Source organism: Aeromonas diversa CDC 2478-85 (assembly GCF_000819805.1).
Lineage (GTDB): Bacteria > Pseudomonadota > Gammaproteobacteria > Enterobacterales > Aeromonadaceae > Aeromonas > Aeromonas diversa.
The window spans coordinates 211810-226043 of record NZ_CDCE01000029.1; the positions used below are offsets into that span (position 1 = coordinate 211810).

At 66.0% G+C, this 14234-nt stretch carries 12 protein-coding genes; 2 read left to right on the forward strand and 10 right to left on the reverse strand.

Annotated elements, in window-relative coordinates:
* The first annotated feature begins 101 nt into the window (after positions 1-101).
* Positions 102-1739, forward strand: coding sequence for an NAD(P)-binding protein (locus BN1121_RS10455; RefSeq protein WP_043597781.1), 1638 nt, complete (start codon positions 102-104; stop codon positions 1737-1739).
* Positions 1736-5317, forward strand: a complete 3582-nt coding sequence (nifJ, locus tag BN1121_RS10460) for a pyruvate:ferredoxin (flavodoxin) oxidoreductase (protein ID WP_005346738.1) — start codon at positions 1736-1738, stop codon at positions 5315-5317. Before BN1121_RS10455 ends, nifJ begins: the two co-directional genes overlap by 4 nt.
* 109 nt (positions 5318-5426) lie before the next feature.
* Here nifJ and BN1121_RS10465 read toward each other — a convergent pair whose 3' ends face one another.
* The 10 genes from BN1121_RS10465 to BN1121_RS10510 all read right to left on the reverse strand — a co-directional run bounded on the left by BN1121_RS10465 (position 5427) and on the right by BN1121_RS10510 (position 14169).
* On the reverse strand, positions 5427-5654 hold the full coding sequence (locus tag BN1121_RS10465) for an HP1242/YdcH family protein (RefSeq protein ID WP_005346739.1): 228 nt from the start codon (positions 5652-5654) through the stop codon (positions 5427-5429).
* An 87-nt stretch (positions 5655-5741) separates the two neighbouring features.
* On the reverse strand, positions 5742-7190 hold the full coding sequence (locus BN1121_RS10470) for an ATP-binding protein (protein WP_005346741.1): 1449 nt from the start codon (positions 7188-7190) through the stop codon (positions 5742-5744).
* Complete coding sequence (locus BN1121_RS10475) at positions 7187-7858, reverse strand: response regulator (protein WP_005346742.1); 672 nt, start codon at positions 7856-7858, stop codon at positions 7187-7189. Before BN1121_RS10475 ends, BN1121_RS10470 begins: the two co-directional genes overlap by 4 nt.
* Positions 7859-7938: 80 nt before the next feature.
* Positions 7939-8544, reverse strand: a complete 606-nt coding sequence (locus tag BN1121_RS10480) for a tetratricopeptide repeat protein (RefSeq protein ID WP_005346744.1) — start codon at positions 8542-8544, stop codon at positions 7939-7941.
* Positions 8545-8546: 2 nt separating this feature from the next.
* Positions 8547-9344: an SDR family oxidoreductase gene (locus tag BN1121_RS10485; protein ID WP_005346746.1), complete on the reverse strand. Its 798-nt coding sequence runs from the start codon at positions 9342-9344 to the stop codon at positions 8547-8549.
* A 10-nt stretch (positions 9345-9354) separates the two neighbouring features.
* Positions 9355-10008, reverse strand: a complete 654-nt coding sequence (locus BN1121_RS10490; RefSeq protein ID WP_005346748.1) for an iron-containing redox enzyme family protein — start codon at positions 10006-10008, stop codon at positions 9355-9357.
* Positions 10005-11483: an AMP-binding protein gene (locus BN1121_RS10495; protein ID WP_005346751.1), complete on the reverse strand. Its 1479-nt coding sequence runs from the start codon at positions 11481-11483 to the stop codon at positions 10005-10007. The genes BN1121_RS10490 and BN1121_RS10495 overlap by 4 nt, the downstream gene beginning before the upstream one ends.
* Entirely contained in the window at positions 11480-12121 is a 642-nt protein-coding gene (locus BN1121_RS10500; protein WP_005346755.1) for a thermostable hemolysin, read from the reverse strand. Before BN1121_RS10500 ends, BN1121_RS10495 begins: the two co-directional genes overlap by 4 nt.
* A 120-nt stretch (positions 12122-12241) precedes the next feature.
* On the reverse strand, positions 12242-12823 hold the full coding sequence (locus BN1121_RS10505) for a hypothetical protein (RefSeq protein WP_005346758.1): 582 nt from the start codon (positions 12821-12823) through the stop codon (positions 12242-12244).
* Entirely contained in the window at positions 12823-14169 is a 1347-nt protein-coding gene (locus tag BN1121_RS10510) for an MATE family efflux transporter (protein ID WP_005346761.1), read from the reverse strand. Before BN1121_RS10510 ends, BN1121_RS10505 begins: the two co-directional genes overlap by 1 nt.
* Positions 14170-14234 lie beyond the last annotated feature (65 nt).

Here is a 14234-nt window from a genome sequence, read left to right on the forward strand (position 1 = left end):
TTTAACGCTTTTGCTTTTCCCCGCCTGCCACCGGCCACTCAGGGTGATCCGGTTTCAAGTGCACAGGGCGGTTGGTTCACCCACAAGCAGAAAGCAATGTTATGAGCAGACCACTGGATATGACATCGCCACCGGATCTCTCCCGCAAGACGGGCACGGGTCCGGTGCGCAGTCGGGTGCCTGTCTGGCGCCCGGCGCTGCCCCCCTGCAACCACGCCTGCCCGGCCGGAGAGAACATTCAGGCCTGGCTGTCGCTCGCCCAGTCCGGCCACTTCGAGGCCGCCTGGCGGCGGCTCATCGAAGAGAACCCCTTTCCCGCCATCCATGGCCGGGTCTGTTATCACCCCTGCGAAAGCGGCTGCAACCGCGCCGCCGTCGACGAGGCCGTCTCCATCCACGCTATCGAGCGTTTTCTCGGGGATGAGGCGCTGCGTCTGGGGTGGCGCCCGGCGCCGGTCTCTTGCTCCGGCGGCAAGCGGGTGCTGATCGTCGGCGCCGGCCCCTCCGGCCTCTCCTGCGCCTGGCATCTCAATCGCCTCGGCCATCGGGTGGAGATCCGCGAGGCGGGGCCCCTGGCCGGCGGCATGCTGCGCTTCGGTATCCCGGCCTATCGCCTGCCCCGGGAGGTACTCGATGGCGAAGTCGCCCGGCTGGTGCAGGCCGGCGTGACGCTGACTCTCAACCACAAGGTGGAGGATGTGCTGCGCGAGCGCGACGAGGGGGGCTTCGACGCCGTCTTCATCGCCATCGGGGCCCATCTCGCCAAGCGGGTCGATATCCCGGCCCGGGAGGCGGGGCGGATCCTCGATGCGGTGAGCTTCCTCGAGCAGGCAAGCCTCAGTGTCGAGCAGGGGCTGCCGCCGCCCAAGCTGGGGCGCCGGGTCGCCATCTACGGGGGTGGCAACACGGCGATGGATGCGGCGCGCACCGCCCGCCGCCTCGGTGCCGAGGAGGCGATGATCATCTACCGGCGCGACCGGGAGCATATGCCGGCCCACGCCTTCGAGGCCGATGAGGCCGAGGAGGAGGGGATCAAGATCAACTGGCTGCGCTCGATCCGTCACATGGACGAGAGTCGCATCGAGGTGGAGGAGATGACCCTGGATGAGGGGGGGAGGCCGGTCCCCACCGGCCGCATCGAGACCCTGGAGGCCGACTCCCTCATCCTGGCGTTAGGGCAGGAGGTGGATCTGACCGTGCTCGAGACCATACCGGGAGTTCGGGTCAACCAGGAGGGGGTGGTGCAGGTGGGAGAGAGCCTGATGACGGACGTGCCCGGGCTCTTTGCAGGGGGGGACATGGTTCCCTCACAGCGCACCGTCACCATCGCCACCGGCCACGGCAAGAAGGCGGCGCGCCACATGGATGCCTGGCTGCGTGGTGAGCATTACCAGAAACCGCCCTCGCACCCCCTGATCGGTCATGAAGGGTTGCACCTGTGGTTCCAGACCCGGGCGCCGGCCAGCGATCAGCCCGTGATGGCGGCAGAGGTGCGTCGGGACTTTAGCGAGATTGTGGGCGGGCTCTCGGCCGGCGAGGCCCGTTATGAGGCGAGCCGATGCTACTCATGTGGCAACTGCTTCGAGTGTGACGGCTGTTACGGCAGCTGCCCCGAGCAGGCGATCGAGAAGCTGGGGGCCGGGCTCGGTTACCGGGTCGATCCGGCCCGCTGCACCGGTTGCAGCGCCTGCCACGATCAGTGCCCGTGCAATGCCATCGAGATGGAGGAGGCCAGATGAGCGACCAGATGATCATGGTGGACGGCAACGAGGCCGCCGCCCGGATTGCGTACCAGCTAAGCGAGATCTGCGCCATCTATCCCATCACCCCCAGCTCCACCATGGCGGAGCTGGCGGATGCCTGGGCCGACGAGGGGCAGACTAACCTGTGGGGCAACGTGCCGACCGTGGTGGAGATGCAGAGCGAAGGGGGCGCCGCCGGCTCGGTGCATGGCGCCCTGCAAGGGGGGGCGCTCGCCACCACCTTCACCGCCAGCCAGGGGCTGATGCTGATGCTGCCCAACATGTACAAGATTGCGGGGGAGCTTACTCCGGCGGTGTTCCATGTGGCGGCTCGTGCCTTGGCGGCGCAGGGGCTCTCCATCTTCGGCGACCACCAGGATGTGATGGCGGCGCGCACCACCGGCTTTGCCATGCTGGCCTCAGCCAGCGTACAGGAGGCCCAGGATCTCGCCCTGGTCGCCCACGTGGCCACCCTTCAGTGCCGCGTCCCCTTCATTCACTTCTTCGACGGTTTTCGTACCTCCCACGAGGTGAACAAGATAGCGGCCATCGATAAGGCGACCATTCGGGCCATGATCGATGACGACTGGATCCGCAGCCACAGGGCGCGCGCCCTCAACCCGGACAGGCCAGTGATGCGCGGCACGGCGCAGAATCCCGACACCTATTTCCAGGGGCGTGAGAGCGTCAATCCCTTCTACGAGGCGGTGCCGGCCCGGGTGCAGCAGGCGATGGACGAGCTCGCCCGTCACACAGGTCGACCCTACCGGCTGGTGGAGTATCGGGGGGCGCCGGATGCCAGCGAGGTGGTGATCCTGATGGGCTCGGGGGTGGCGGCTGCTCGCGTCGCCAGCGACTGGCTCAACGCCCGGGGGGGCAAGACGGGGGTGCTGCAGGTGCGCCTCTATCGGCCCTTCCCGAGCGTCGCCCTCATCGCGGCGCTGCCCAAGACGGTGCGGCGCATCGCCGTGCTCGATCGCACCAAGGAGGCGGGGGCCGGCGGCGAGCCGCTGCTGCTCGACGTGCAGAGCGCGCTCATCGATGCCTTGCAGCGGGGGCTTATCGGGGCGCTGCCCTGGCTCTCGGGAGGGCGTTATGGCCTCTCCTCCAAGGAGTTCACCCCGGCCATGGGGTTGGCCATCTTCAACGAATTGCGCGAGCCCACCCCACGCCCGCGCTTTACCGTGGGGATCCTTGATGACGTGACCGGACTGAGTCTGACGGTGCCGACCCTGCCCAATCTGGAGCCGGCCAACCGGGTGCAGGCGCTCTTCTATGGCCTCGGGGCCGACGGCACGGTCGGGGCCAACAAGAACAGCATCAAGATCATCGGGGAGGGGGGCGATCTGCACGCCCAGGGTTATTTTGTCTACGACTCCAAGAAGTCGGGATCGCGCACCGTCTCCCACCTGCGCTTCGGCCCCGATCCCATCGATGCCCCCTGGCTCATCGAGGCGGCCAGCTTCATCGCCTGCCATCAGTGGTCCTTCGTCGAGAGCGTCGATCTGCTCGAGCACGCGGCACCCGGTGCCACCCTGCTGCTCAATGCCCCCTGGCCGAGAGATCAACTCTGGCAGCAGCTTCCGGCGCGCCTGCGCGCTCGTATCCGCGACAAGAGGATCGCCCTGTGGGCCATCGATGCGGATCGGGTCAGCGAGCAGACCGGCATGGGCAAGCGCATCAACACCATCATGCAGACTTGCTTCTTCGCCCTCGCCGGCGTCCTCCCCAGGGAGGAGGCCATTGCGCTGATCAAGAAGAGCATCGCCAAGAGTTATGCCAAGAAGGGGGAGGCGGTGGTCGAGCGCAACTTCGCGGCGGTCGATGCGACCCTGGCCGAGCTCTATCCCATTCCCTGGCCCGAACAGGGGGAGGAGAGGGAGTCCCCCTATCCACAGCCCATGGCCCTGCCCGAGGGGGTGAGCCAGGAGGGGCGCGCCTTCCTGGAGCGGGTGACCGGCCCCATGCTGGCGGGTCAGGGGGATCGCATCCCCGTCTCCCTGCTGCCCTGTGACGGCACTTATCCCACCGGCACCAGCCGGGTGGAGAAGCGGGCAATTGCCCGGGAGATCCCCATCTGGCGCGCCGATCTCTGTATTCAGTGCGGTAACTGCTCCTTCGTCTGTCCCCATGCGGCCCTGCGCGCCAAGTTCTACCACGCCAAGTGGCTCGCCAGGGCGCCCGCGGCGGCGCGCTCGGTTCCGGTCACGGCGCGGGGCTTCCCCGATAGCCGCTACACCCTGCAGGTCTATCCGGAGGATTGCACCGGCTGCGGCCTCTGTGTCCAGGCGTGTCCGGTACGCGCCGAAGGCGGCGAGCGGGCCATCGTGATGGAGGAGATGCGCGCGCACCTCGAGGCCGAGAAGGAGGGGCTCACCTGGTTTGAATCGCTCCCCTGGCCAGAGCGGGACAAGGTGGATTTCTCCACCGTGCGCGGGGTGCAGTTCCTCGAGCCCCTGTTCGAGTTCTCCGGCGCCTGTGCCGGCTGCGGCGAGACCCCCTACCTGCGTCTGCTCACCCAGCTCTTCGGCGATCGCATGCTGGTGGCCAACGCGACCGGCTGCTCTTCCATCTACGGGGGCAACCTGCCCACCACCCCCTGGAGCCAGAACGGTGAGGGGAAGGGGCCGGCCTGGTCCAACTCTCTGTTTGAGGACAACGCCGAGTTTGGTTTCGGCTTGCGCCTGAGTGCCGACCAGCACAGGCGCCAGGCTGAGCAGGCCCTGCGGATCATGGCCCCGACGCTGGGTGAGGAGGCGGTGGCCGCCATTCTCGGCGCGCCCCAGCGCCTGGAGTCCGAGATCCGCGACCAGCGTCAGCGCCTCGCCAGGGTGCGTGAGCGGCTGGGCGAGCACCCCGACGAGGCCGGATTGGCCCTGCTGTCGCTGCTCGATCAGCTGGTGCGCCGCTCGGTCTGGATCGTGGGGGGGGATGGCTGGGCCTATGACATCGGCTCGGCCGGGCTCGATCACGTGCTGGCCTCCGGGCGTGATGTCAACGTGCTGGTGATGGACACCGAGGTCTACTCCAACACCGGGGGGCAGATGTCCAAGTCCACGCCGCTGGGGGCGGTTGCCAAGTTTGCCGCCGGCGGCAAGACCCTGGCCAAGAAGGACGTGGCCCTGCAGGCCATCGCCTACGGCAACGTCTATGTGGCGCGCATCGCCTTCGGGGCTCATCCCCAGCAGGCCTTGCAGGCCCTGCGCGAGGCCGAGGCCTATCCCGGGCCGTCCCTCATCATCGCCTACAGCCACTGTATCGCTCATGGCATCGACATGGAGCAGGGGCTGGCGCAGCAGAAACGGGCGGTCGATTCGGGTCACTGGCCCCTGATGCGCTATAACCCTGTGCTGCGTGGCTCGGGCCACAACCCCTTCAGCCTCGACAGCCTGCGCCCGAGCATCCCCCTTAGCACCTACCGGGAGCAGGAGACCCGCTATCGGGTGCTGGCCCAGAGCCATCCACAAGAGGCCGAGCGGATGATGGCGATCGCCCAGCAGGTGGCCTGGCAGAAGTGGTCCATCTATGAGGAGATGGCGACCCGGTCGGCCGAGCAGTTCCATCCGGTGCTGTGATGGTTGCACCAGAGTAAGAAGGGGCCCTGCGGGGCCCCGTTTCATGGCACTGATTGGCCCATAAAAAACAGCGACCCGGGCCATGCCCGGGTCGCTCTGGTCGATGGCGTCACTGGAGTGACGTATCTCGCGCTTGGTAGTCTTGCAGGATCTCGTAGAGATCTTCTTTGAGTTTCAGCTTTTTCTTCTTCAGTTCACGAACCTGATCGTCGCTTGCGTACTCTTTTTCCAGTTGCTTGATCTCGTCATCCAGCTGATTGTGCAGATCAAATTTCCTCTGAAAGTGGGCATTGGTGGTTTTCAGCCGGGAGATAAGGTCACGGTACTCTGGAAACATGTCGCCTCCTTTCTTGGTGGGTATGAGTCCAAACTAGCCTATCTATTCCCCCCGTAACGTGACCGTCATCACTTTAACCACAAATTGTCATACAGGGGTCGCAGGGGCGTCGTTATCGAGCAGATGGCCGAAGTAGACGCTCACCTGGAGCCCCCCTTGGGGGCGATTGTGCACGCTGATGTCGGCCTCGTGCAGGCGGGCGATGCGGCGTACTATGGCCAGCCCCAGACCGACGCCGTTCCCCTCCTGGGGATTGACCCGAAAGAAACGCTCGCTCAGACGCGGCAGCAGAGCCTCTGGCACACCGGGGCCGTTGTCGCAGATATGGACGACCGCCTGGGTTCCCTCGCGCTCGACCCTCACCTCTATGGTGCCGCCACAGGGGGTGTAGCGAAGGGCATTATCGATGAGGTTGGCAAAGAGGATCTCGAGCAGCGTCTCCTGCCCCTTGAGGGTGACCCGGTCGACCACCTCGAGGGAGATCTGCAGATCTTTTTGCAAGGCGAGGGGCGCCAGGTTGGCGATGGCCTCGCGCACGCATTCATCGAGCCGCATGGGGCTGGCCTCGATCTGCTGGCGGTTGTCGAGTCGGGCCTGGGTGAGCAGCTGGCGCAGCAGCCGATCGCAGCGATCCAGGGCGCTCACCATCTTGCCGAGGGCGTGGCGCCGGCTCTGCTCGTCTCCGGCGGCCAGGGCATTGTCGCTATAGAGGCGCAGCACCGCCAGCGGGGTGCGTAGCTCGTGGGCGGCCTCGTCGGTAAATTGCCGCTCCCTGGCCAGGGTCTCCTGCAGGGTGTGCATCAGGCGGTTGAGCTCACCCATCAGCAGGGCGACCTCCTTGGGGGGGGAGGGGATCGCGAGCGGCGTCAGGTTGGCCGGATGGCGTTGCCCAATCTCGCGGGTCAGCTCGGTGAGGGGTGCCAGGCCCCGGGTCATCAGCCACCAGAGCAGTGCCAGCAGCAGGGGCAGGGTGATGATGAGGGGCAGCATGGAGACGGTGGCTATCTTGCCCGCCAGCTCTCCCCGCTCGTCATCGCGCTCGGCGACGATGAGCCAGGTGCCCTGCTGGGCATTGTGCAGGGTGAAGGAGCGCCAGGTGTGCGGGCCCTCCTGGCGTTGGCTAAAGCCGGGCTCCAGCGCACCGAGCGGGCGCTCGGGGGCACTCGGGGAGCGCAGCATCAGCTCTCCGTCGTCGGCGATAAGCTGGAACGAGAGATTGCGCTCGAAGTCGTGTCCATAGGGGGTGTACTCGTCATCGCCTTCTTTTTGCGGCGGTTCATTGGTGGGGGCGTGCTGCAGCTCCCACTCCTCATAGATGGCCCCCTGGGCGCGATGATCGGGTAACTGGGCCAGATAGCCGAGCAGCAGCTTCTCCGTGATGCGGGCCGACTGGGCCAGGCGGGCATCGAACAGCTCCTCCATCTCATGGCTGGCGGAGAGGTAGCCGAGCAGGGCGCTGATGGTCAGGCTGGCACTCACCAGCAGCAGGACGGCGCTCAGCAGGAAGCGGCGCAGGGAGTGACGGACCTGGGTCAAGAGAGTGACTCCAGGCGCGGGACTATGTAGCCGACCCCACGCAGGGTCCGGATCAACTCGGGAAAGAGCTTCTTGCGCAGGTGGTGGATGTGTACCTCCACCGCATTGCTCTCGGCCCCCTCATCCCAGCCATAGAGCCGCTGGTGCAGCTGATCCCGGCTCAGCACCCGCCCGGTCTGAGTCATCAGCTCATAGAGCAGTCGGTACTCATGGGGGGTGAGGCGCACCACCTCTCCCTGATAGGTGACCTGCTGGGCGTCCGGGTAGAGGATCACCTCGCCATACTCCAGCATGGGCTGGGCCTGACCCTGGCTGCGCCGCAGCAGGGCGCGCAGCCGTGCCTCCAGTTCGGGCAGGGCGAAGGGTTTGGTGAGGTAGTCGTCGGCTCCGGCATCGAGCCCCTGTACCCTGTCGTCCAGGGCATCGCGGGCGGTGAGGATCAGCACCGGCAGGGTGTGTCCCTCTCGACGCAGACGGCGCAGCAGACTGATGCCGTCGATGTCGGGCAGGTTGAGGTCGAGAATGAGGGCGGCAAACTCCTCGCACTGCAAGGTGGTGAGGGCTGGTAGCCCAGTGGTGAGCCAATCCACCGTATGGCCGGCCCCCTTGAGGGCATCCTGCATCCCCTCGCCCAGCATCACATCATCTTCTACCAACAGAATGCGCATCCTCACTCCCCTCGTTCGGCTATTCGGGTTCCAGTATGCCCCGCCCGGGGGAGTGGCTCCAGTGGGCGGGGCCCGGGTGGTCAGAGTTTGGCCAGTCTGGCCTTGATCTCGCCGCGTCGCCCCTCGTCGGCCAGCTCCCGCCCCGGTCGGGCCGGGGCGGCCAGTGCCTTCTCAAGATAGCGCTTGGCCTCGGCCTTCTTCCCCTTCTCGAGCAGGAAGTCGCCATAGAAGTAGTTGGGGTCGATGCCGGTCGGATTGATGGCGAGCGCCTGCTTGAGCAGCTCGTCCGCCTTGTCGTCATCGCCAAAGCCGATGGGCCAGCCGGGCACCTGATAGTAGAGCGAGCCCAGGCTGGTATAAGCCGAGCCGTCGAGCGCCCTGGCATCCTGCTTGAGGGCGATCTCGAGGCGGGCCTTGGCCTCCTTGACCAGGGGCAGGGCGCCGAGCCCCCCCTTGGCGCCGGCCCAGGTGCTCTTGACGATGGCCGACCAGATCAGCAGGTCGGTGCGAAAGGCCTCCTTGCCACTGGCCGCGTCGGCGCGCTGGCTTAAGGACTCAAAGCACGACTCTTTCTGTTTCTCCGGGGTCTGATACTGACAGACGGCCCAGGCGGACTGGATGTCGGCGAGAGGGTCGGCGGCGAAGGCCGGAGTGGCCGCCAGGGCGGCGAGAAGAAGCATCTTCATGGTCAACCTTCCTTGTGAAAGAGGGTGTGGGCGAAACGGGAGATGGTGGCATGTTGCTTGGCCAATGCCTTGTCGACCAGGCCAGGCAGCAGGGCGTTGAGGCGAACAAAGAGTTTCTCGGGCCAGCCGACCCAGGTGCGTAGACGCTCTTGCTCCAGGCTCTCGATGGCGAGCTCGGCGACCTCCTGCGGGCTGTCGGTTTGGGTGCCGAGGGCCGCATTCATGGCGTACACCTCGGGGGTATTGAGGTGGGTGCGGGTGGCGCGCGGGGCAAAGTGGAGCACCCGGATGCCGCTCCCCTCCAGCTCTCGCCCCAGGGCTTCTGAGAAGCCACGCAGGGCAAACTTGCTGGCGCAGTAGGCGCTGTAACCCGGGTAGCCGATCGCGCCGAAGCTGGAGCCTATGTTCATCACTATGCCGGGGCGGCGCAGCCTGGGTAACAGCAGGCGGGTCAGCAGCATGGGGGCCAGGGCGTTGAGTTCGAACTGGGCCCTTATCTGCTCCTCGCTCTGATCCTCCAGCCAGGCGAAGTGGTTGGTGCCGGCGTTGTTGATGAGGATGTCGATGCCGCTTCCCAGCAGCGGATCCTGGGCCAGCTGGCGGTAGCCGTGGGCCAGATCGGCGCAGAGCCACTGGTGGCGTTCGGGATGGGGGAGGCGCTCCCTAAGCTGCTTGAGGGGGGCCTCGCGGCGACCATGCAGCAGCAGGTGGGCGCCGCGCTCGGCCAGTTGTTGCGCCAGTGCCTCACCGATGCCGCCGCTGGCGCCGGTGAGCAAAACTCGTTTGCCATCGAGATTCATCGGGTGCTCCTTAGGCCTGGGGCAGCAGGGTACGCAGCATATCCCCGTAGAGGCGATAGACTACCCGCGCACTGTGGACGATGGCATTCCGATCGGCCGGGCTCTCGACCCGGTTCATCAGCCCTTCGAAGAACTTCAGGTGCTCCTGGTCCAGCGCCCCGTGGGAGCTCAGGTAGCTCATGGCCTGGGCCGGCAGCGCCAGCCCCTGCTTGAGCTGATCGGCCACGGTCAGGGCGATGGCGACGCTGGTTCCCTCCAGCACCTGGACCATGCCGAAAAATCCCATGGGATTGCCCCGCTGGATCTGGTCGTAGAGGAAGGCGACCATCAGCTCTATCGGCAGGCAGGGGGTTCCGCCGCGCAGCGCCTCGGCATCCCCGCCGCAGGCCCGGATGTCATTCAAGATCCACTCCTGATGGCCATACTCCTCATCGATGTACTCGGCAATGGCGGCGCGCACCCACTCGTACTCCTGAGGCAGGCGGCCGCCGGTCGCCATCAGCAGGGGGACGGTATGACGCACGTGATAGTAGGCCTGGGTGAGGAAGGCGATGTAGGTGTGGCTGGTGATCTCGCCGCGTTGGCAGGCTTGGATCACGGGGGCGCTGAGCAGGTACTCGCGCTCGCTGGCGGTCTCGGTTTGCAGGGTTTGATAGAAGCTCACAGTGTCTCTCCTTGGCAGAGTTGTTCGATTCGGGTGCGGTAGGTGGCGAAGATCTGCTCCCGGCGCGGTCGACCGTTGGCGGTCAGCAGTCCGGCTGCCTCGGTGAGAGGGGCCACAAACCAGTGATGAATACGGGCATAGTCGGGCAGACGCTGGTTGAGTCGCTCCACCTGCAGTGGCAGTGCGCTCTCCATGCCGGGCATGGGTTGCAGCAGGGCCACGTTGTGGGTGAGCCCATCGCCGAAGACCACGCAGCGGGCGATGGCGGGTTCAAGCTGGGCCTCGGCCTCGATCCATTCGGGGGAGAAGTTGCGGCCAAAGGCGGTGATCTGCACGTTCTTCTTGCGCCCCGTGATGGAGAGAAAGCCCTCTTCATCCAGCTGCCCCAGATCCCCGGTGGCGATGGGGCCGCGCTGGGGCGGCTCCCCCAGATAGCCCAACATGGCGGCGCCTTCGACCAGCACCTCCCCATCGGGTGCCAGGGTGACGCGGCAGTGGCGGAGCACCCGGCCGACGCTGCCGATGCGATCGCAACCCGGCTCGCTCAAGGCGACCACAGAGCCGCATTCGGAGAGGCCATACCCCTCATAGACCGGGAGTCCAAGTTGGCGCGCCGACATCAGCAGGGCAGGGGAGACCTTGCCGCCGCCGACGGCCACGAAGCGCAGGCTCTCGGCCAGATGGCTGGCGAGCGCCGGCTGCTGGCGACACAACCCGACCAGCAGGCGCAAGAGTTCTGGCACCAGCACCAGGCTATGGGGGCGCTCTTGCATCAGCAGGGCGGCGAAACGGCTCGGGTCCAGGGTGCTGGAGCCGGTAAAACCCACGTCACTCAGTGACGGTAGCGTGCTCTGGGCCCCCATCAGCAGCGGCACATAGAGGCCGGTGAGGTTCTCCAGCAGGGTGGTCAGCGGCAGCAGGGTGAGGTGGCGCACCACCCCGCTCGGGGCGACCCGACCGGCCAGGGAGGCGCAGACCGCCTCCAGCAAGGATTGGGAGAGGCAGACCCCCTTGGGTTGGCCCGTGGTGCCCGAGGTGTAGGTGATCTTGGCCGTGCCGTCAGGCACCGCTGGGGCCGAGATGGTCCGGCGCAGCAGGTGATAGCCCTCGCACGGCTCGAGCCGCCAGTCGGCCCCATGCTCGGTGAGCTGCGACTCGGCTTGAGCGCCGCTCACCGCCAGGGCATCGGCACCGCTGCTCTCGAGCAGCCAGGCCTGCTGGCTCTTTGAGAAGAAGCCCGGGACCGGTATCGACAGTATGCCGGCCTGCAGACAGGCGAGATCGATCAGGGCCCAGGGCAGGCCGTTGTCGAGGGCGATGGCCAGGCGGCGCACCCCCGCCCGGCTCAGTGCCTCGGCCAGGGTGGTGATCCCTTGCTCCAGCTGACGGTAGGTGAGGCTCTGGCCACCACCGCACAGGGCGATGCGATCGGGATGGGCCAGTGCGGTGGCCCGGATCTGGGTCAGCAGGGTCATGAGAGGGCACTCCTGGCCAGGGGGAAGAGGGCCGGCATGGGGTCAAACAGACCCAGCAGCAGGGAGTGATTGGCCAGCACCCGGCGACCGAGGCCGAGATCGCCGACCATCACCTTGGGCTTGCAGTGGTAGTAGTGACCCCAGGCGTGGGCATCCTCACCCACCCGCTCGGGCAGGGCCGTGGCGAGTTCGATCGGGTTTAGCTGCAACCGGGCAAAGCTGTTACGAAGGCGCGCCGTACCGGTGAAGACCACATAATCGAGGGCGTTCTCGCACAACAGTCTGCACAGGGCTGCAAACATGATGCGGGCGTGGCCCGGCTCGGCGCAGGCGAAGTTACCCACTTCGATCAACCTGTCGCGGTGGGGCGTAACGCCGAGGTGCTCGGCGATCACCGTCTCGATGGGGGCATCGAGGTAGCGCTCAAGGTAGAGGGGGGTGGTGGCCAGGCTCAGGCCGCAGGCACCGGCCAGGGTACCGTCGGCCCGATAGAGGCCGAGCAGGATGGGCAGAAAATGGGGAATGGTGGCGCCGAACTCGCGGCGATAGGCCGCCTGAATGTAATGCTGAAAACGGCCTACCTCGTCGCTGTTGCTGGCGATAACGAGGCGATAGGGGGCCTGGATCTCTGAAGCCATGGGGAGCTCCTCACTGGGACTATGGCGTGAGGATGACAAGCCTGTCTTAAGAGAGACTTAAGAGGAGTGAAGGTAGTTGGGGTGGTCAAAGAGGAAGGGGCGCCATGGCGCCCCTTCTCGTTAGCTCTCTTTTTTCTCTTTCTTCTTGCGCTCGGGCAGCGGCTTGCCGTCGCGAGCGATCACCTTGCCCGCCTCGAAGCAGAGTTGGGCGGCCAGCTCCTCGAGATCGGCCGCCTTGGCCTCACTGCCGATGGCATAGCGCCAGTTGACCACGGTGATCTTCTCGGCGATCGGGGTATTGGGGGCCATGGGCTCGCGCCATCCTTGACCCATATGGGCCACTAACACGCCGTCCCGCAGCAGCTCACCGACAATCTCTCTGGTCGGCTCGCCCTTGCCGTAGGTCATGCCCTGAGGATGCTTCTTGCCGGCCAGAGGCGCATCGCTGGCATTGATGAGCCGGGTGCGCAGTACCCACTTGGGCTGTTTCTGCTCCTTGCCGAGCGGTTTGCCCACCTGGTACTCGTTGATCTTGATCGCCTTGATGAGCTGGTTGGTGAACTCCTTGGTCAGCGCCGCCTGCTCGGGGGCGTTGGCGTCGGTCTGGATCGGCGCCAGATACCAGGTGGCCGCCTGGGCCGGTTGGCCCAGCAGCAGAGTGGCCAGCAGCAGGCCGAAGAGAGTCTTAATCGGGTTTCGCATCATGATTCCACCAAGAGTTTGTTTTGCCAGCGGCGGCTGCGCCAGCGCCAGTACATGGCCAGGCCGCGAACCCACTCGTCGCAGGCCAGTGCCAGCCAGATGCCGACCAGTCCATGACCCAGCATGATACCGAGGAAATAGGCCAGAGGCACGGCAATCCCCCACATGGAGATAAGACCCATGAGCAGAGGGAAACGGGCATCCCCGGTGGCGCGCAGGGCGTTGATCACCACCAGGTTGAAGGTGCGCCCCGGCTCGAGGATGAGGCTCACCAGAAAGAGTTGCGCCACCTGGTTGACGATATCCGGGTCGTCGGTAAAGAGACCGATCAGCTGACGCCCGCTGAGGGCGGCGGCCAGCGCGATGAGACAGGTGACGATAAGGCCCAGCTTTAGGCTCTTGAGCAGCTGCCCATAGGCGCGCTCGAACTGCCGGGCGCCGGCCAGATGGCCGATGATGATCTCGTTACCCAGGCCGATGGAGAGGCCAAACAGCAGGATAAACAGGCAGATCTGGAAGAAGTAGGAGTGGGTCGCCAGTGCCTTGTCACCGAGCAGGCCGACAAAGGCGGTGACCACCATGAATTGCAGCATCCAGGAGAGGTTCTCGCCGGCGGCGGGCAGGCCGATGTGCAGCACCTTGTCGAGCATGGCCCGGCTTGGTTGCAGGATGTCGCGCGGGATGAGGCGGATGCCGGTTTTGCGGGCCACCAGCCAGATCAGCAGGACCACCCCGACCAGGCGGCCGACGACCGTGCTGATGGCCACGCCGGCGACCCCCATCTCGGGCAGGCCGAACCAGCCGTAGAGCAGCAGCAGATTGCCGGCGAAGGTGATGAGGTTGACCAGCAGGGTGACGTACATGGCCTCCCGGGTGTGGCCGTGGGCGCGCAGGGTGGCGGCCAGACAGAGGGCCGCCGCCTCGGGCAGCAGACACAGGCCGATGATCTGCAGGTAGAGCATGCCGTCCCCCATCAGATCGGGGGGTAGGTTCATCATGGCCAGCAGGGGGCCGGCGCCACCCATGACCCCCAGGGCGGCCACCAGCCCCACCAGCAGGTTGAAGGCGATGGCGGTGTGGATCACCACGCGGGCCTTCTCCCTGTCACCGGCGCCGAGATACTGGGTGATCACCACGCTGGTCCCTATGCTGACGAAGCTAAACAGGGTGATGGCGAGGTCAAACACCTGGTTGCCGACCGCCAGGGCCGCGACGCCACGGTAGGAGACGTGTCCCACCATGAAGGTGTTGAGGGCCCCGGTCAGAAAGTGCAGGGCGAGATCGATAAAGAGAGGCCAGGTGAGGGAGAAGAGGGTTCCCGGGCCCCGCTCGGAATGGTGTTGCATCGGTGTTCCACGGCTACGGGGCGACCGGTAGGGCCGCCCACGGTGCGCCATTTAACACCAAGGGC